At 51.2% G+C, this 16,937-nt stretch carries 20 protein-coding genes and 1 pseudogene; 19 read left to right on the forward strand and 2 right to left on the reverse strand.

The window, feature by feature from the left end; translation table 11 throughout:
• The first annotated feature begins 5 nt into the window (after positions 1–5).
• Positions 6–605 carry a hypothetical protein gene (locus tag QMN38_RS01430; RefSeq protein WP_323604328.1) on the forward strand — a complete coding sequence of 200 codons (600 nt, stop codon included), beginning with the start codon at positions 6–8 and terminating at the stop codon, positions 603–605.
• 325 nt (positions 606–930) lie between these two features.
• On the opposite strand, the gene QMN38_RS01435 is transcribed toward QMN38_RS01430, so the two are convergent.
• A complete protein-coding gene (locus tag QMN38_RS01435) occupies positions 931–1,305 on the reverse strand; it encodes a FlxA-like family protein (protein ID WP_162926020.1) in 375 nt (124 codons plus the stop codon).
• Between the two features lie 144 nt (positions 1,306–1,449).
• Between QMN38_RS01435 and QMN38_RS01440 the strand changes: the two genes are divergently transcribed.
• From QMN38_RS01440 to QMN38_RS01455, 4 genes are all read left to right on the forward strand, one after another.
• The gene (locus tag QMN38_RS01440) at positions 1,450–1,638 is read left to right on the forward strand and encodes a hypothetical protein (protein WP_249418927.1); all 189 of its coding nucleotides are present in this window, start codon (positions 1,450–1,452) and stop codon (positions 1,636–1,638) included.
• 153 nt (positions 1,639–1,791) lie between these two features.
• A complete protein-coding gene (locus QMN38_RS01445) occupies positions 1,792–2,070 on the forward strand; it encodes a phage holin (RefSeq protein WP_323604329.1) in 279 nt (92 codons plus the stop codon).
• A complete protein-coding gene (locus QMN38_RS01450) occupies positions 2,042–2,590 on the forward strand; it encodes a lysozyme (protein WP_271440851.1) in 549 nt (182 codons plus the stop codon). Before QMN38_RS01445 ends, QMN38_RS01450 begins: the two co-directional genes overlap by 29 nt.
• Positions 2,587–3,159 (forward strand): DUF2514 domain-containing protein, encoded by a 573-nt coding sequence (locus QMN38_RS01455; protein ID WP_323604330.1) that lies wholly within the window; start codon positions 2,587–2,589, stop codon positions 3,157–3,159. Before QMN38_RS01450 ends, QMN38_RS01455 begins: the two co-directional genes overlap by 4 nt.
• Here QMN38_RS01455 and QMN38_RS01460 read toward each other — a convergent pair.
• Complete coding sequence (locus QMN38_RS01460) at positions 3,156–3,704, reverse strand: YfbU family protein (RefSeq protein WP_323604331.1); 549 nt, start codon at positions 3,702–3,704, stop codon at positions 3,156–3,158. The genes QMN38_RS01455 and QMN38_RS01460 overlap by 4 nt on opposite strands.
• 436 nt (positions 3,705–4,140) lie before the next feature.
• On the opposite strand from QMN38_RS01460, the gene QMN38_RS01465 reads away from it, so the two are divergent.
• From QMN38_RS01465 to QMN38_RS01535, 14 genes and pseudogenes are all read left to right on the forward strand, one after another.
• Complete coding sequence (locus QMN38_RS01465; RefSeq protein WP_000453624.1) at positions 4,141–4,686, forward strand: terminase small subunit; 546 nt, start codon at positions 4,141–4,143, stop codon at positions 4,684–4,686.
• On the forward strand, positions 4,661–6,583 hold the full coding sequence (locus QMN38_RS01470) for a phage terminase large subunit family protein (RefSeq protein ID WP_323604332.1): 1,923 nt from the start codon (positions 4,661–4,663) through the stop codon (positions 6,581–6,583). The genes QMN38_RS01465 and QMN38_RS01470 overlap by 26 nt, the downstream gene beginning before the upstream one ends.
• Positions 6,583–6,789 (forward strand): phage head-tail joining protein, encoded by a 207-nt coding sequence (locus QMN38_RS01475; RefSeq protein WP_003034782.1) that lies wholly within the window; start codon positions 6,583–6,585, stop codon positions 6,787–6,789. The genes QMN38_RS01470 and QMN38_RS01475 overlap by 1 nt, the downstream gene beginning before the upstream one ends.
• A complete protein-coding gene (locus tag QMN38_RS01480) occupies positions 6,786–8,378 on the forward strand; it encodes a phage portal protein (protein ID WP_323604333.1) in 1,593 nt (530 codons plus the stop codon). Before QMN38_RS01475 ends, QMN38_RS01480 begins: the two co-directional genes overlap by 4 nt.
• Positions 8,359–9,696: a S49 family peptidase gene (locus QMN38_RS01485; RefSeq protein WP_323604334.1), complete on the forward strand. Its 1,338-nt coding sequence runs from the start codon at positions 8,359–8,361 to the stop codon at positions 9,694–9,696. Before QMN38_RS01480 ends, QMN38_RS01485 begins: the two co-directional genes overlap by 20 nt.
• Before the next feature lie 9 nt (positions 9,697–9,705).
• Complete coding sequence (locus tag QMN38_RS01490) at positions 9,706–10,038, forward strand: head decoration protein (protein ID WP_003826193.1); 333 nt, start codon at positions 9,706–9,708, stop codon at positions 10,036–10,038.
• A 67-nt stretch (positions 10,039–10,105) separates the two neighbouring features.
• Positions 10,106–10,675, forward strand: a pseudogene (locus tag QMN38_RS01495) (major capsid protein); the annotation flags it as partial.
• Positions 10,676–10,802: 127 nt separating this feature from the next.
• Positions 10,803–13,319: a phage tail tape measure protein gene (locus QMN38_RS01505; RefSeq protein WP_323604335.1), complete on the forward strand. Its 2,517-nt coding sequence runs from the start codon at positions 10,803–10,805 to the stop codon at positions 13,317–13,319.
• A gap of 3 nt (positions 13,320–13,322) precedes the next feature.
• The gene (locus tag QMN38_RS01510; RefSeq protein WP_003826213.1) at positions 13,323–13,670 is read left to right on the forward strand and encodes a phage tail protein; all 348 of its coding nucleotides are present in this window, start codon (positions 13,323–13,325) and stop codon (positions 13,668–13,670) included.
• Positions 13,667–14,422, forward strand: a complete 756-nt coding sequence (locus QMN38_RS01515) for a phage minor tail protein L (protein ID WP_323604336.1) — start codon at positions 13,667–13,669, stop codon at positions 14,420–14,422. The genes QMN38_RS01510 and QMN38_RS01515 overlap by 4 nt, the downstream gene beginning before the upstream one ends.
• Position 14,423: 1 nt before the next feature.
• A complete protein-coding gene (locus tag QMN38_RS01520) occupies positions 14,424–15,134 on the forward strand; it encodes a C40 family peptidase (RefSeq protein WP_323604337.1) in 711 nt (236 codons plus the stop codon).
• Positions 15,135–15,164: 30 nt separating this feature from the next.
• The gene (locus tag QMN38_RS01525; RefSeq protein WP_323604338.1) at positions 15,165–15,500 is read left to right on the forward strand and encodes a hypothetical protein; all 336 of its coding nucleotides are present in this window, start codon (positions 15,165–15,167) and stop codon (positions 15,498–15,500) included.
• Positions 15,501–15,552: 52 nt separating this feature from the next.
• Complete coding sequence (locus QMN38_RS01530) at positions 15,553–16,155, forward strand: tail assembly protein (protein ID WP_323604339.1); 603 nt, start codon at positions 15,553–15,555, stop codon at positions 16,153–16,155.
• Positions 16,156–16,209: 54 nt separating this feature from the next.
• A complete protein-coding gene (locus tag QMN38_RS01535) occupies positions 16,210–16,926 on the forward strand; it encodes a YnfC family lipoprotein (RefSeq protein WP_323604340.1) in 717 nt (238 codons plus the stop codon).
• The last annotated feature ends 11 nt before the right edge of the window (positions 16,927–16,937 follow it).

Below are 16,937 nucleotides of genomic sequence, written 5' to 3' on the forward strand. Positions count from 1 at the left end.
ACGGGATGACACCACGTCAACGCCGCAATCATTTTGAAGCACTTGGTAAAGCTGCATCTGCGCCGCGTAAAAGCTGGCTGGGTAAATGCATTCTTCTGACGGGGATTCAGTCCGGATGGATTAAATCCCTGCTCACTACATGGGGCGAGGGTGTGGGAGGAAAAACAGCACCCCGTATGCCGCGGGGCCATGCGTGCTGGAATGTGCTTAAGGGACGGAACTGGTCAGATAAGGCGCTTGAGCGTTTCACTGCTGCGTTGAATCAGGCGAGAGAAGAGGGATTCCGTGGACAACAGGCAATGAACAGGGCGCATAGCATTCTCTGGCCTCAGTCACCCGCCAGTGTGATTGACGAGGCCCTGCATAATGACGATGTCGATTTTGTTGAGCAATGCGTACTGCAGGCGCTGGATATAAATGATCCGGTTTATATAGTCGGTCTTCAGTATTACACCACCCGAAGAAAAATATCAGACATAACCCGGGAATTGCAGGCTATTGCGCCATGGCTAACTGACGGGGAGGCGAGGAAGCGCGTGCGCTGGTGTCTGGAAATATTCAGAGCAAAGGTCTTTCTGGAAGCACGCAAACTGTTATCTGAATAGACTCACTGAAATCAATTTTAGCTATTAGTGCTATTTTTAGATTGTGGTGTTGAAAATGGGCCAGAAAATCAGATAATCCATTCATGCTTGGCAGAGCTGCGCCACGATGGCAGCAAAGAAAAGCAAACAATTTGAATATAACGAGAACCCCGCCTGTGCGGGGTTTTTGCTTTCCGGCGATACGACAGGGGTATTCGCGAGGTGTATTACACCAGTACCCCTGTCATATCGCCGAGCTGAAATCGTTAACTTGAAAACAAGTTCTCACAATGCTCCAATGCTTTTTCGTTTCTGGCTCAGAGGAAAAATGAGAGGGGGGCAATTGCTAAACGTAGACATCAATATTATTAGTGTTATTCCCTGCAACGTTTGAACTTGATTTGTCACTTACCGTAGGTATTGCTCCCGATTCCATTTGGTTTTTTTCTGCTTCTTGTTTTTGTAATTGAGCAATTTTTGCGTATATAGACTCGATTTGCCTTTGAATCATCTCCATCTGCTGCTTAAGCAGTTTTGCCTCATCTTCGGAGGTTACTTCATTTATTTTTGAACCCATGGCGCTGAGCTCTTTTGTCAACTCACCAATTTGTTTTTTCAGGTTTTGAATTTGTTGTGAAACAGAGTTGCCAGTACTTGAAGGTGCTTGTTTTGCTGTGCTTTGCAGTATGTCCTGACCCAAAGTGCTAACTGTCATGCTCATGGTGGTTCCTCCGGCCTTACATTTATTACCCATTATCGTCATTTTTCGAAATTACTTTATTAGCAAAGGTTAAGTTGTGGCTTCCTGCACCACAGCATTATTTGTGCCGCTCTATACTATCTGCTGAGTATCTCGGAGGAGCTTATGAAAGAAGGGTATTACTGGATTCAGCATGTCGGAGTTGTACAGGTAGCGTACTACACGAATGACACTGTTGATGATCTGGAAACGGGGAAAATAATCACAGGTGTTTGGCATCTGACCAGAGGTGATGACATTTGCCATAACGGTGAAGCAGAGGTGTTAGAAGGTCCTCTCACTCCACCAATGTAAACAACCGTACTTGCTTCGAGGCTGCCGCATGGCGGCCTTTTTCATTTCAGGCTCACGGGAATCATCCGCTACGTGCTTTGTTGATAAATCCAGCCCGTGAAGCCTGACCCTTTCATCACACACAGCGCCATCCGAAGAATCGGAGGTGAGGCTATGACCAGAATGATCACCATTTACAGCAGACTTTCATATGGATCAGGAACCACGCTTGCCGGCTGCGGTGTATCAGCGAAGGCGTATGCCGAAACAGCTAAAACAGCAAAAGAGGTGTCCTGGATGTTGGCCGACAGAATTGCAGGGTTAAGCCTGAGCGACTGGGCAATTATTGTCGGTATCGCATGCACTGTTATCACCTGTGCAGTGAACTGGTATTTCCGCTGGAAAGAACGGGAGGATCGGCGCAATGGCTATGCCACCAAAGCTGAAGAATAAACTGAGCGCAGCGGTCGTTGGTTTGATTCTTGCCGGGGCTTCCGCACCCGTTATTCTCGATCAGTTTCTGGATGAGAAAGAGGGTAATAGTCTGACGGCGTATCGCGACGGCGGAGGAATCTGGACAATTTGCCGTGGCGCCACGATGGTTGATGGCAAGCCGGTAGTGCAGGGCATGAAGCTGTCAGCTGAGAAATGCGCCCAGGTAAACGCCATTGAACGCGATAAAGCGCTGGCCTGGGTGGACCGCAATATCAAGGTACCACTGACAGAACCACAGAAAGCCGGGATCGCGTCTTTTTGTCCCTACAACATCGGCCCCGGTAAATGTTTCCCGTCTACGTTTTATAAGCGAATAAATGCTGGCGACCGTGAAGGCGCCTGTGAAGCGATCCGCTGGTGGATTAAAGACGGTGGCCGAGACTGTCGCCTGACCAAAGGCCAGAAAAATGGCTGCTATGGGCAGGTAGAAAGACGAGACCAAGAAAGCGCTTTGACGTGCTGGGGGATAGACCAGTGAGCCTGCGCTATCGGTTTATTGCCATTTTGCTGCTGGTGGCCGTTGCATTCATTGCTGGGAATGTATGGAGCAGCCGCGGTTGGGAAAAGAAGTGGGCCGAGCGTGACAGCGTAGAATCATCGCAAACAGCGAACGCACAGACCGCAGCCCGCATGATTGAACAAGGGCGTATTATTGCCCGTGATGAGGCTGTAAAAGATGCACAAGCACAAGCGGCTAAATCAGCTGCCACTGCTGCTGGTCTGTCTGCTACTGTTAGCCAGCTGCGCACCGAAGCAACAAAGCTTGCCGCCCGCCTGGACGCCGCAAAGCACACCGCAGATCTTGCCGCTGCCGTCAGAAGCAAAACAGCCGGAGCCGACGCCGCAGTGCTCGCCGACATGCTCGGACGCCTTGCAGAAGAAGCTCGATATTATGCTGAGAGATCTGACGAAAGCTACCGGGCTGGAATGACATGTCAACGCGTTTACGGTTCGGTGATAGAGTCAAACAGCAGAGTTGAACAATATTTCTCTAAAAATAAATACCGAAAGCCCGGTAGAGCCGGGCATGTTAAAACCAAGAACTAAATTGAAGGCTGGAACCTTGCATTTAGTATTTCAATAAATTTCTCCTTGGGGATCCCTCGGTTTTCAATCCATGAATCATAAGCCGGTAAAAAAACAGATAGCATACGTTTATATATTTCTACTTTAGGGCTATGAGAGTTTTTTGTTATATCTTGATCTGGGAAATGCCCCATCATTTTTAATAGGCTGGCAACTCCCATGTATTCATTTTCATTATTACCATCAAAACCAGGGAATATAAATGTTGTGGCTGCATTAAAATGAGCTACTTCATTAGCGACATCAGTTTTGTCAGATATGCTTAAGTCGTCATAGATATTTTTTAGAATGTCATACATTTCTAATGTATCTGCCACAAATTTCACATGCTGTGGTGTTTCTTCTCCAGACCTTAAAGAGTCATATTTCCAGTCTATGGCCCAAGAACTATCAGTAGTAACAGCTTCTTCAATGAGGTCTACATCGAAGCTATTTTTTATACCGAGAGTACGAAAAACTTCACATAGCATTAGTAGTTGGAGTTTTTCCGGTTGAGAGTATTTCATTGTTGATCCTTGTGATTAAAACCGCTTCATGCGGTTGCATAACTATCACTTATATAATTTTTTGTGCAACGTGTTCTTAACATAGTTTAGAGCAATGTCGCATTCATATGAAATTCCGGTTTACTTCTATGACAATGCGTTCAACTTGTTGGGAAAATTCTGAAAACGGTTCTCAACAATAGTATGAATATTGCAATTGATAACTATTGTCGTTTACGGGTCCTTTCTGGCGATCCGCCCTGTTACGGGGCGGCGACCTCGCAGATTCTCGCTATTTATGAAAATTTTCAGGCATTTGCCGTTTCCGTTCTTCTTCTCGCTAATTCATTGTTTTAACTGTAAACACCCCCTGAAAAGAAAGGAAATGATAAGCCTAAAAAACGGCTAAATAGCCATTGGGCGTTTCCTTTCTCTGTTTTTGTGCATGGAGTGAGCTATGGAGGTCAACAAAAAGCGTCTTTCTGAAATATTTGGGGTCAGCGTGCGAACCATTCAGAATTGGCAGGATCAGGGAATGCCTGTAGCACGTGGTGGTGGAAAAGGTAATGAGGTCCTCTATGAATCTTCCGCGGCTATTGAATGGTATTCCGCACGCGACGCGGCGATTGAGAATGAGAAATTACGGAAGGAGGTGGAAGACCTTCGTCTTGCATCGGAATCCGACCTTCAGCCAGGTACGATTGACTATGAGCGTCACCGCCTCACCCGAGCGCAGGCAGATGCCCAGGAACTAAAAAATGCAAAAGATTCCGCTGAGGTGGTGGAAACCGCATTCTGCACGTTCGTGCTGTCGCGGATGGCCGGAGAAGTAGCCAGCATTCTTGATGGAGTTCCTCTGTCTGTTCAGCGGCGCTTCCCGGAGCTGGAAAACCGACATATTGATTTCCTCAAGAAGGACATCATTAAAGCCATGAACAAAGCAGCTGCGCTGGATGAAATAATACCGGGGTTGCTGAGTGAATATATCGAACAGTCAGGTTAAGGGGCTGCAGCACTCTGCGCGCGCGGGTCTACTTTCGCTGTACCGACCTGAGCCGCAAACGGCGGTTGAATGGGCAGACGATAATTACTATCTCCCCAAAGAGTCGGCCTACCAGGAAGGGCGCTGGGAAACGTTGCCGTTTCAACGCGCGATCATGAATGCAATGGGTAACGATTACATACGTGAGGTCAACGTTGTTAAGTCTGCCCGTGTTGGCTATTCAAAAATGTTGCTGGGTGTTTATGCGTATTTTATTCAGCACAAGCAGCGAAATTCCCTTATCTGGCTGCCCACTGATGGTGACGCCGAAAACTTCATGAAGTCGCATGTTGAGCCGACGATTCGCGATATTCCGTCACTTCTGGCGCTGGCCCCCTGGTATGGAAAAAAGAACCGGGACAATACGCTCAGTATGAAACGCTTCTCCAACGGTCGCGGGTTCTGGTGTCTGGGTGGTAAGGCGGCGAAAAACTATCGTGAAAAGTCAGTGGATATTGCCGGCTATGACGAACTCGCTGCTTTTGATGAGGATATTGAGAAAGAGGGTTCCCCGACATTTCTGGGTGATAAACGTATTGAGGGCTCTGTCTGGCCTAAATCTATTCGTGGATCGACGCCAAAAACAAAGGGGACCTGCCAGATTGAGCGTGCTGCCAGCGAATCCGGGCATTTCATGCGCTTTCATGTTGCCTGTCCGCACTGTGGTGAAGAGCAGTACCTTAAGTTCGGCGACAAAGAAACCCCGTTCGGGTTCAAATGGACACCGGGTGAACCCTCCAGCGTCTTTTACCTGTGTGAACATAATGCCTGCGTCATTAAGCAGCAGGAGCTGGATTTCAGTGAGGCTCGTTACATCTGCGACACCACCGGGATCTGGACGCGTGATGGTTTATCCTGGTTTTCATCAACAGGCACCGAAATCGACCCGCCTGACAGCGTGACGTTTCACATCTGGACGGCATACAGCCCGTTTACCACCTGGGTGCAGATAGTCAAAGACTGGCTAAAAACGAAAGGAGATACCGGAAAGCGTAAAACCTTCGTGAACACTACGCTGGGCGAAACATGGGAACCTAAAATTGGTGAACGCCCTGACGCGGAGCTTATGGCCGAACGCAAAGAGTTCTTCGGGGCATCCGTACCGGAACGTGTCGCTTATCTGACTGCCGGGATCGATTCCCAGTTGGATCGTTATGAAATGCGCGTCTGGGGATGGGGACCCGGTGAGGAAAGCTGGCTGATTGACCGGCAGATTATTATGGGCCGTCATGATGATGAAGCGACCCTCGTCAGGGTGGATGAGGCGATTAACCGAATCTATTCCCGAAAGAATGGCGTGGAAATGTCGGTATCCCGTATCTGCTGGGATATTGGCGGTATTGACCCCACCATTGTCTACAATCGCTCAAAAAAGCATGGCCTGTTTCGCGTGATACCGATTAAAGGGGCTTCCGTTTACGGTAAGCCCGTCGCGAATATGCCGCGTAAACGCAACAAGAACGGCGTTTATCTGACGGAAGTGGGGACTGATACCGCAAAGGAGCAGATTTATAACCGCTTCGCACTTCAGCCGGAAGGGAGTGAGCCTCTTGCCGGAGCCGTGCATTTTCCCAATAACCACGAAATTTACGATCTGGCTGAGGCTCAGCAACTGACTGCTGAGGAGCAGGTTGAAAAATGGGTGGACGGGCGTAAGAAAATCGTCTGGGACAGCAAAAAGCGACGAAATGAGGCGTTGGACTGCTTCGTTTATGCGCTGGCGGCCCTGCGGATTAGTATTTCGCGATGGCAACTGAATCTTGATTCACTGCTCGCGAGCCTGCAGGAGGAAGAGGGAAGCCGGACCAATAACAAAACCCTGGCTGATTATGCCCGGGCATTATCTGGAGATGAATAATGGCGACACAGACAGATCTGGATGCCGCCCGCGCTGCGTTGCATGACCTCATGATGGGAAAGCGGGTAGCCACGGTGCAAAAAGACGGCCGGCGGGTTGAGTTCACTGCGACCTCCGTCAGTGACCTGAAGAAATACATTGCCGAACTTGAGTCACAGGTTGGCACCACTCCACGACGCCGGGGACCGGCAGGATTTTACGCATGAAAACACCTGCTTTGTTAGGACCGGACGGTAAAACCGCTTTGCGGGATTATGCCGGATATCATGGCGGTGCTGGTGGCTTTGGCGGTCAGCTCCGCGCCTGGAATCCACCGAGAGAAAGCGCAGATGCTGCGTTATTGCCTAATTTTTCCCGTGGTAACGCGCGCGCTGACGATCTGGTCCGCAATAACGGTTATGCGGCAAACGCGGTACAGCTCCATCAGGACCACATTGTCGGATCGTTTTTCCGGCTCAGTTATCGCCCCAGCTGGCGTTTTCTGGGCATTGGAGAAGAAGAGGCCCGGGCGTTCTCCCGTGAAGTTGAGGCGGCCTGGAAAGAATTTGCGGAGGATGATTGCTGCTGCATTGATGCGGAACGTAAGCGTACATTCACCATGATGATCCGCGAGGGTGTTTCCATGCATGCGTTTAACGGTGAGTTATGTGCACAGGCCACCTGGGACAGTGATTCCACGCGTCTTTTCCGCACACAGTTCAAAATGGTGAGCCCAAAACGCATCAGCAACCCCAATAACGCCGGAGACACGCGAAACTGCCGGGCAGGTGTCAGAACAAATGACAGTGGCGCCGCGCTAGGATATTACGTCAGCGAGGATGGCTATCCGGGGTGGATGGCGCAGAAGTGGACCTACATCCCGCGTGAACTGCCCGGCGGGCGGCCTTCCTTTATCCACGTGTTTGAACCCCTGGAAGATGGTCAGACACGCGGTGCCAACGTGTTTTACAGCGTCATGGAGCAAATGAAAATGCTCGATACGCTGCAGAATACGCAGCTCCAGAGCGCGATTGTCAAGGCGATGTATGCCGCCACGATTGAAAGTGAGCTGGATACGCAAACCGCGATGGACTTTATTCTCGGCTCAGACAGTAAAGAGCAGCAAAGCAAGATGACCGGCTGGCTGGGGGAGATGGCCTCGTACTATACCGCGGCGCCGGTTCGTCTCGGGGGCGCGAAGGTGCCGCATCTGATGCCGGGCGACTCCCTGAATCTTCAGTCAGCGCAGGACACTGACAACGGCTATTCGACGTTTGAACAATCTCTGCTGCGCTACATTGCTGCAGGGCTGGGGGTGTCGTATGAGCAACTCTCTCGCAACTATTCGCAGATGAGTTATTCCACCGCCCGCGCCAGTGCTAACGAGTCCTGGGCGTACTTTATGGGGCGTCGCAAATTTGTTGCCTCCCGCCAGGCCTGTCAAATGTTTTTATGCTGGCTGGAAGAGGCCATTGTCCGCCGCGTGGTGACATTACCGTCTAAAGCCCGGTTCAGTTTTCAGGAGGCGAGAAGCGCCTGGGGAAATGCTGACTGGATCGGCTCCGGGCGAATGGCCATTGACGGACTGAAGGAGGTGCAGGAGGCCGTCATGCTCATTGAGGCGGGGCTGAGCACCTATGAGAAGGAATGCGCCAAACGCGGGGAAGACTATCAGGAAATCTTTGCCCAGCAGGTTCGTGAAACGATGGAGCGCCGCGCTGCGGGACTTAAACCGCCAGCGTGGGCGGCTTCGGCCTTTGAGTCTGGACTGAAAAAATCGAATGAGGAGGGGACCGATGACGCCAGAGCTGCGTAATCTCCCGCACATTGCCAGTATGGCTTTCAATGAGCCGCTTTTACTTGAACCCGCCTATGCGCGGGTTTTCTTTTGCGCGCTCGCTGGTCAGTTAGGTATCACCGGTCTGACCGACATCGTGTCGGGCGTTACGCTTGGCGCAGAGCAGATGACTGAACCGCTGGCACTCTTTGGTGATGATGAGGAAATGGGGCCAAAGCCGGCGCGAAGCTACCAGGTCACTGATGGTATCGCGGTGCTGCCTGTTTCCGGGACGCTGGTCAGTAAAACCCGCTCACTCCAGCCGTATTCGGGGATGACGGGGTACAACGGCATCATCGCCCGCCTCCAGCAGGCCATCAGTGACCCGGGTGTAGACGGCATTCTTCTGGATATGGATACGCCAGGTGGAATGGTGGCGGGTGCTTTTGACTGTGCGGACATCATCGCCCGCATGCGGGATATCAAACCCATATGGGCGTTAGCCAACGATATGAACTGCAGCGCTGGCCAGCTGATTGCCAGTGCCGCATCGCGTCGGCTTGTGACGCAGACGGCCAGAACGGGATCCATCGGGGTCATGATGGCACACAGCAATTACGGCGCCGCCCTTAAAACCAGCGGCGTTGAGGTCACGTTGATTTACAGCGGCGATCACAAGGTGGACGGGAACCCCTACGAGAAATTACCCAAAGAGGTACGTGCAGATTTTCAGGCGCGTATCGACGCTACCCGGCAGATGTTCGCTGAAAAGGTGGCGGGTTATACCGGCATGTCGGTTCAGGCCGTTCTTGATACTGAAGCCGCTGTGTTTTCAGGCCAGGAATCAGTAGACAACGGCCTGGCGGAGCAGCTGGTCAACAACATGGATGCGCTGAACGTTATGCGCGATGCAATTAACAAACGAACAATGATTTCCCGAGGAGGAAGCATGAAAGGTACTACTGCATCCGCAGATACCACTCAACCAGCAGCATCTGCTGACCAGACCGTGACCACCGTTGACGTGCCTGCTGCGGTCGTTACTGACCCTGCAGCGGGTGCAACTGTTGATATCAGCAGCCAGCTGGCAGCGGCGGTCGCAGCCGAAAACGGTCGCATTATGGGGATCCTGAACTGTGAAGAGGCGAAAGGGCGTGAATCACAGGCTCGCGCGCTGGCGGAAACGCCAGGGATGACGGTGGAAAGTGCCCAGCGCATCCTTGCCGCGGCTCCTCAGAGTGCCCAGGCGCGTACGGATACCGCGCTGGATCGTCTGATGGAAACCGCACCCGGCACCGTAACGGCAGGTAGCGCTTCTGCCGAAGCGGGTGACGATTTGTTAAATACGCCTGTTTAAGAGGTCAACATGTCTAACACAGAACAATTTACGCACAATCAGCCCCTCGGGAACAGTGATCCGGCGCATACCGGTTTTGCTCCTGGTGAACTGACGAAAGCAGTACCGGCGATGACGCCCCTGATGCTGGATGCCACTTCCGGCAAGCTGACCGTCTGGGATGGCCAGCATGCTGGGGCTGCCTGTGGCGTTCTGGCGGTGTCTGCCGACCAGAGCAGCACTGAGCTGGCATTCTATAAGTCCGGCTCTTTCCGTATTGAAGATGTGCTCTGGCCGGATGCGGTGACGGATGAACACATCAAACGCAACGCATTCGCAGGTACAGCCATCAGTATCGTCTGACATCCGACTTAATACTAACCATCATCCACAGAAGCCGCCATCGCGGCTTTTTTTACAGGAAACATCTATGTCAACTTACACAACGGCCCAACTGCTGGCGGTCAATGAGAAGAAATTCAAGTTCGATCCGCTTTTCCTGCGTATCTTCTTCCGTGAAAGCTATCCCTTCAGCACCGAGAAGGTGTATCTGTCGCAAATCCCGGGCATGGTCAACATGGCGCTGTACGTCTCGCCTGTTATTTCCGGCAAGGTTATCCGCTCCCGCGGCGGCGCAACGTCAGAGTTTACGCCGGGTTACGTCAAGCCCAAGCACGAGGTAAACCCGCAGATGACGCTGCGTCGCCTGCCGGATGAAGACCCGCAAAATCTGGCTGACCCGGCCTACCGCCGCCGCCGTATTATCCTGCAGAACATGAAGGATGAGGAGCTGGCGATTGCCCAGGTGGAAGAGAAACAGGCGGTGGCTGCTGTTCTCAACGGTAAATACACCATGACCGGCGAAGCGTTTGAACCGGTTGAGGTGGATATGGGACGCAGTGCCGGAAACAACATCATCCAGGCAGGCGCTGCGGCATGGAGCACCCGCGACAAAGAAACCTATGACCCCACTGACGATATCGTCATTACCGCGCTTGACCCCAAAACCACATCAACCCCTGCCAGCTTCAGCCTGATTTCACCTTCTGCGGAGGATATTGCCGACGATGAACCCGGTGACGCTGTGCTGATGGCAAAGGCCGAGGGCATTTCAGGAGGTGTTCGCTATGGCCCAGACGGCAGTGGGTGACCTGGTCGTTAACCTTGACGTTAATTCGTCAAAGTTCAACGAGCAGATGGAGTACGTAAAAAGGCAGTTTAAGCAGACGGGGGACGCAGCGAATGACTCGGCGCTGAAGGTGCAGCAGTCATTTACCCGCCAGGAGAGCGCCGCGAAGAAGGCCGGTATTTCTGTCGGCCAGTACAACGCGGCGATGCGTATGCTGCCTGCGCAGTTTACGGATATCGCCACCCAGCTGGCCGGTGGGCAGAGTCCGTGGCTTATCCTGCTGCAGCAGGGCGGTCAGGTGAAAGACTCCTTCGGCGGTATTATGCCGACCTTTCGGGCGCTGCTGGGCACCATATCGCCAGTGATGGTGGGGGTTGGCGCGCTGGCTGCCGCCACTGGCGCGGTGGTTTACGCATGGTATCAGGGCTCGTCCACGCTGTCTGATTTCAATAAAACGCTGGTTCTGTCCGGTAATACTGCCGGGCTGACCTCAAACCGCATGCTGGTGCTGGCGAAATCTGGCGAGCAGGCGGGACTCACGTTTAACCAGACCAGCAGTGCGCTGACGGAGCTGGTTAACGCCGGAGTGCGTGCCGGTGCCCGGTTCGATGAGATGAGCCAGGCGGTAGCGAAATTCACCGATGCGTCGGGTGTGCCGGTCGATAAGGTGGCAGCGGCATTCGGCAAACTGACGAACGATCCGACCTCTGGTCTGATTGCCATGGCGCAGCAGTTCCACAACGTTACAGCGGAACAGATTGCTTATGTGGCGCAACTGCAGCGTGCCGGTGATGAGGCCGGGGCTCTACAGGCAGCTAATGATGCGGCGACGAACGGTTTTCGAGAGCAGACAAAGAGCCTGCGCGACAATATGGGGGCGATTGAAACTGCTGCCGACAGCCTGAAGCGTGCCTTTAAATCGATGTGGGATGCGGCGCTCGATATTGGGCGGCCTGACACCACGCAGGAGATGGTTGCCAAAGCGGAAGCGGCCTTTAAGCGGGCGGATGAAATCTGGAATCTGCGTAAAGGTGATGGTTATGTCAATGATGATGCGCGCGCCAGCTACTGGAACGATCGGGAATCTGCACGCCTTGCACTGGAAATGGCGCAACAGCAGGCCAGTGTGGCAAAGGCAACTGAGGATAACGCAGCCCGCGAGGCGGTGATTGAATCTGACCGGCAGAAGTATGCCGCGCAGGCGCAGTCGAATTATGCAAAGACGCAGACTGCGCTGGAGAAGTACACGGCCCGTCAGAATGAACTGAACAAGGCGTTGAAAGACGGACGGATCCTCCAGGCTGACTACAACATCAATCTGGAAGCTGCGAAAAAAGAATACGACGACTCGCTGAAGAAACCCAAAGCCCCTTCAGCGGTAAAAACACCTGCAGGTGTAAAAAGTGTCGATACTGCCAGCGCGCAGACGCTGGAGCTGGAGGCGCAGTTACGCACTCTGCAGGAGCATAAGAGCATCACGGATACCATCAGCCAGCAGCGGCAGGAATTGTGGAAACAACAATCCCGCTTTTCGGTGCTGGAAGAGGCTGCCAAAAAGCGCGCGCTGACCGCCGATGAAAAATCGGTGCTGGCGAACAAAGACGAGGTACTGGCGCGGGCCGAAGTGAATGCCCGGTTGGGCGATCAAATTGTTGCCCAGGAACGGTTAAACCGCCTGCAGGACAGCTCGCAGAAGTATGTTACCCAGATTGGGGAGAAAACCCGGGCGCTTGTGGCCGGGGGCAGCATGAGCAGTCGCGGCGCGCAGCGGCAAAACGAAGAGGCACAGCTGCGGCAGGGCTGGATGAATGCCGGCGGTACGGACACCGATCAGGGTTATCAGAACGAACTGGATGCACTGAAGAAATATTATGCCGCACAGGACGAGCTCCGCGGCAACTGGCAGGCCGGGGCGAAATCAGCGTGGGCTGACTATGCCGATTCAGCAGCTGATGCCTATGGCTCGATGAAGTCCGCTGCTTCAGCCACATTCGATGGTATCAGCCAGAATATGGCCGATATGCTGACGACTGGGAAAGCAAACTGGGCAGATTTCACCCGTACCACGTTGTCGATGCTGACGCAGATCCTGATGAAGCAGGCCATGGCTGGCCTGGTCAGTTCTGCCACTTCTGCGCTGGGTTTTGCTGGCGGTGGTTTTACCGGGACCGGCGGTAAGTATGAGCCTGCAGGTGTGGTGCACCGTGGAGAGTTTGTCTTTACGCAGGAAGCCACCAACCGAATCGGTGTCGGCAACCTTTATCGCATGATGCGTGGCTATGCGACTGGTGGTCTGGTCGGTGGGAGTAGCGGTGGCGTTGCTTCTCCTTTTGGTGTCAGTGTGTATGCGCCGGTTTCGGTTACAACAGGCCAGGGGGATTCCGGTCAACAGAAAGGAAGTGGCGATGCGCTGGGGAAAGCCTATCAGCAGGTGATCAACAGCTCCATCAGGGAAGGGATCACCAGAGAAGTCCGGCCCGGTGGCATCATCTGGAATGCAACAAAACAGAGGTAAGCAATGGCGATCGAGCATTTTGCATGGCGGATTAAAGCATCCAGCCAGCCGACCTTGAAAAGTAAGGATACCATCCGTACGGCGCAGTTTGGTGATGGCTATAAGCAGGTTTCAGGTGCCGGGCTGAATGATGAAACGCTAAGTTATGAGTTTTCATTTACCGGCGAACCGCAAACCGTCCGGGATATTTATGCTTTCCTACGGCGCCATAAGACGAAATCATTTTCGTTTACCCCGCCAGGCGGTGATCTTGCGCTGTGGCGCGTTGAGGCAGAAAGCCTGCAGCGCGTCACCAAAAGTAAAACAGTGGAAACCGTATCAGCCACCTTTGAACAGGCGTTTGCACCATGAGCTTAAACAGTGATTATCAAAAACTTGAGCCGGGCAATGTTGTCCGGCTTTTTGATGTCGATGGCACCGCATTTGGTGTTTCCGACGTTCTCCGCTTCCACGCCCACAATATTGCCCACACTCCCGATGAAATTGCCGCTGCTGGTGGAGATGAAAATAAGCTACCGGCGAAATCGATCTGGTGGCAGGGGCAGGAATATAAAGCCTGGCCCTGCCAGATAGAGGGAATTGAGACTGCGACCGATGGGACCAGTGCGCAGCCAACGCTCTCGGTCGCTAACCTGGATAGTTCCATTACGGCGCTGTGTCTTGCTTATGATGACCTGCTGCAGGCAAAGGTCACGATTCATGACACGCTGGCGCAGTATCTGGATGCGAAAAACTATCCGGAGGGTAACCCGTCGGCGGATCCTCAGCAGGAAAAACTGAAGGTGTTTTACATCGATGCAAAGAGCAGCGAAACCAATGAAGTGGTTGAGTTTGCGCTAACCAGCCCGATGGATCTGCAGGGGCTGATGATCCCGACGCGGCAGCTACATTCGCTTTGTACCTGGTGTATCCGAAACAAATACCGCTCAGGTGATGGATGCGACTATGCCGGGACGCGTTATTTCGACAAGCACAACAACCCGGTTAACGATCCGTCGCTCGATGAATGCCCTGGTACACTCACTGCGTGCAAGTTGCGGCATGGCGAGGGGAACGAGTTGCCATTCGGTGGTTTCCCTGGCACATCCCTGATCAGGAGCTGATATGCGTCAGAAAATTATCGACGCCATTATGGCGCATGCTGCCGCTGAATATCCGCGGGAGAGCTGCGGTGTGGTGGTACAAAAAAGCCGGGTTCAGAGATACATTCCCTGCTGCAATTTGGCTACGGAACCGACCGAGCATTTTCACCTGTCGCCGGAAGATTACGCCGCTGCTGAAGACTGGGGAACGGTGATTGCCATTGTCCACAGCCACCCGGATGCCACAACGCAGCCGAGCGAACTGGATAAAGCCCAATGCGATGCAACATTTTTGCCCTGGCACATCGTGAGTTGGCCAGAAGGGGATTTACGGACAATCCAGCCTCGGGGAGAACTTCCGCTACTGGAGCGCCCGTTTGTTCTCGGTCACTTTGACTGCTGGGGACTAGTAATGAGTTACTTCCGGCAGACGCATGGTATCGAACTGACGGATTACCGTGTTGATTATCCCTGGTGGGAAGACTGCTACCCTGAAAACTTCTACCACGATTGCTGGTATGAATGCGGATTTCGTGAATTCAGCGGTGTACCGCGGCCTGGTGATATGGTTATCATGCAGGTCCAGGCTAATAAGTGGAATCATGCAGGGATCCTGCTGGAAGGTAACATGTTACTCCACCATCTTTATGGCCATTTGAGTCAGCGTGTACCCTATGGTGGATACTGGCAGGAACGGACGATGAAGGTTCTACGGCATATGTCTATGTGCTAATTTTCTGAATTATCAAAAATGGATAGGGATATGAAAAAAAACATATTATTGATTTCGTTACTGGGTTTATTTGGTTGTAGTGCAGCTTCCTTACAGGAAGGACAGCCTATTTATTCTGGTCATACCTCAAAAAGTGCTGCACAACTTAACAAATGCATGTCCCCTAAGTGGCAGGATCTGCACCCACAGGCAACAAGTATAGAAACTGAAACTGGATATAGAATATCAGCCTCTGATGATTTATTCGGCGTTCTTTCGATGGCTATTATACAAGATAGCTCTCAGGGCGGGGCTGATGTGAAGGTCTATGTTGCAAGTAAAGGTATCGGTGACCCGTGGGGTAAAATAGCTCGATCATGTATTTAATTTGTTTCTGTTCTTTAAAGCCTCTTTATGTGGCTTTTTTATTGGAGTAAGCATGCAAGAAATAATGACTAGAATTGAACTAGGTGGCGCATTAGGTAAAACATTTGGTAGAGCCCATGATAGACTAATACGAACAACAGCAGAGGCTATCAATGCTTTATCAAAAACAATTTGTGGATTTGAACAATATTTAAATACGAGTAAAAAACGTGGTCTAACGTATGCTGTATTTAAAGGTAAAAAGAATATTGGAAAAGATTATTTAGGTTTTCCAGTTACAGGAGAGGTGATAAGAATTGTCCCTGTTGTAATTGGCAGCAAAAAAGCAGGCCTGCTCCAAACAATTTTAGGGGCTGTACTTGTTGTTGTTGGTGCCTTGGGGGCTACTATCGGCCAAGCATGGGGCGGTGCAGCTTGGGGCCCTGACGCTATGAAAATCGGTGCAGCAATGATGCTTGGTGGTGTTGTTCAAATGCTATCACCTCAACCATCGGGTCTTGCCAGTAAGCAGAGTGCAGACAACCGGGCTTCGTATGCGTTCGGAGGAGTAACTAATACAGCCACGCAGGGGTATCCAGTTCCCCTTTTATACGGTCGGCGGCGTATAGGTGGCGCTATTATATCGGCAGGTATTTACGTTGAAGATCAGCAATAACCGTGTTGTAATTATGCTATAGATAATAGGCCTAATATCAAGGTGATAGGGTATATGAATAAATTATATGTTTTGTTACTCAGTACAGTTTTGATTTCTGGGATGAGTCACGCCGAAAATGGTTATATCCCTGTATTATATAATCTATCAACGATGTTCGATTTTAACCCTGTTAAAGGACCAGTTAAATCACTTAGTACTATAGTGGAGAGTAATGGCAAGATTACTTATAAGGTATTATTAAAGTTAAATAAGAAAGGTTGTATTGAAAGCCTGAGTTTGGATAATATTTCAAATGGTTTTAAAACAGTTCTTAATAATGATGGGGTGAATCTTGTAGGCAAAAGAGGTGAAAACCCGTACTTTGTTGGTCTAACGGAAGATTGTAATATACTTTCTCAGAGTGATAATGGTGATAAAAATACATTCTCCCTCACTACAAGTGGAATGATTAAAGATACTTATTATTTAGGTCAAAAAATAGCAACGCATTTCTATGATGATAATGATAATTTAATACGTTCTGAGTTTTATGGTTCGGGTAAAATTTTGTCCAGAAATGAAGTTACCTATTTTGATAAGAATACAAAACCTCTTGACTACAAGATTATAAACGAAAGTAGCTATGCACAAGGATACAGTGCGACAACAACTTGTAAATACAACGCGAAACATGTTCCAGAGTTATGTGATTTGATAATACAGAATGCAGGGAATCCGCTACCTAAACCGACAGTAATGACAGCACATACAAGCGTGGAATTTTATTAAATATCAACCTT

The sequence above is a fragment of the Citrobacter sp. R-1.5.2 genome (genome assembly GCF_035064245.1).
GTDB lineage: Bacteria > Pseudomonadota > Gammaproteobacteria > Enterobacterales > Enterobacteriaceae > Citrobacter.

What these genes read in the sequence shown, in the direction of transcription:
- QMN38_RS01435 (WP_162926020.1), bottom strand. Translation starts at nt 1,305, where the DNA reads ATGAGCATGACAGTTAGCACTTTGGGTCAGGACATACTGCAAAGCACA.
- QMN38_RS01485 (WP_323604334.1), top strand. Translation starts at nt 8,359, where the DNA reads ATGACGCCAGAGCTGCGTAATCTCCCGCACATTGCCAGTATGGCTTTC.
- QMN38_RS01460 (WP_323604331.1), bottom strand. Translation starts at nt 3,704, where the DNA reads ATGAAATACTCTCAACCGGAAAAACTCCAACTACTAATGCTATGTGAA.
- QMN38_RS01510 (WP_003826213.1), top strand. Translation starts at nt 13,323, where the DNA reads ATGGCGATCGAGCATTTTGCATGGCGGATTAAAGCATCCAGCCAGCCG.
- QMN38_RS01475 (WP_003034782.1), top strand. Translation starts at nt 6,583, where the DNA reads ATGGCGACACAGACAGATCTGGATGCCGCCCGCGCTGCGTTGCATGAC.
- QMN38_RS01450 (WP_271440851.1), top strand. Translation starts at nt 2,042, where the DNA reads ATGGCTATGCCACCAAAGCTGAAGAATAAACTGAGCGCAGCGGTCGTT.
- QMN38_RS01530 (WP_323604339.1), top strand. Translation starts at nt 15,553, where the DNA reads ATGCAAGAAATAATGACTAGAATTGAACTAGGTGGCGCATTAGGTAAA.
- QMN38_RS01445 (WP_323604329.1), top strand. Translation starts at nt 1,792, where the DNA reads ATGACCAGAATGATCACCATTTACAGCAGACTTTCATATGGATCAGGA.
- QMN38_RS01490 (WP_003826193.1), top strand. Translation starts at nt 9,706, where the DNA reads ATGTCTAACACAGAACAATTTACGCACAATCAGCCCCTCGGGAACAGT.
- QMN38_RS01525 (WP_323604338.1), top strand. Translation starts at nt 15,165, where the DNA reads ATGAAAAAAAACATATTATTGATTTCGTTACTGGGTTTATTTGGTTGT.
- QMN38_RS01440 (WP_249418927.1), top strand. Translation starts at nt 1,450, where the DNA reads ATGAAAGAAGGGTATTACTGGATTCAGCATGTCGGAGTTGTACAGGTA.
- QMN38_RS01515 (WP_323604336.1), top strand. Translation starts at nt 13,667, where the DNA reads ATGAGCTTAAACAGTGATTATCAAAAACTTGAGCCGGGCAATGTTGTC.
- QMN38_RS01535 (WP_323604340.1), top strand. Translation starts at nt 16,210, where the DNA reads ATGAATAAATTATATGTTTTGTTACTCAGTACAGTTTTGATTTCTGGG.
- QMN38_RS01480 (WP_323604333.1), top strand. Translation starts at nt 6,786, where the DNA reads ATGAAAACACCTGCTTTGTTAGGACCGGACGGTAAAACCGCTTTGCGG.
- QMN38_RS01430 (WP_323604328.1), top strand. Translation starts at nt 6, where the DNA reads ATGACACCACGTCAACGCCGCAATCATTTTGAAGCACTTGGTAAAGCT.
- QMN38_RS01520 (WP_323604337.1), top strand. Translation starts at nt 14,424, where the DNA reads ATGCGTCAGAAAATTATCGACGCCATTATGGCGCATGCTGCCGCTGAA.
- QMN38_RS01505 (WP_323604335.1), top strand. Translation starts at nt 10,803, where the DNA reads ATGGCCCAGACGGCAGTGGGTGACCTGGTCGTTAACCTTGACGTTAAT.
- QMN38_RS01465 (WP_000453624.1), top strand. Translation starts at nt 4,141, where the DNA reads ATGGAGGTCAACAAAAAGCGTCTTTCTGAAATATTTGGGGTCAGCGTG.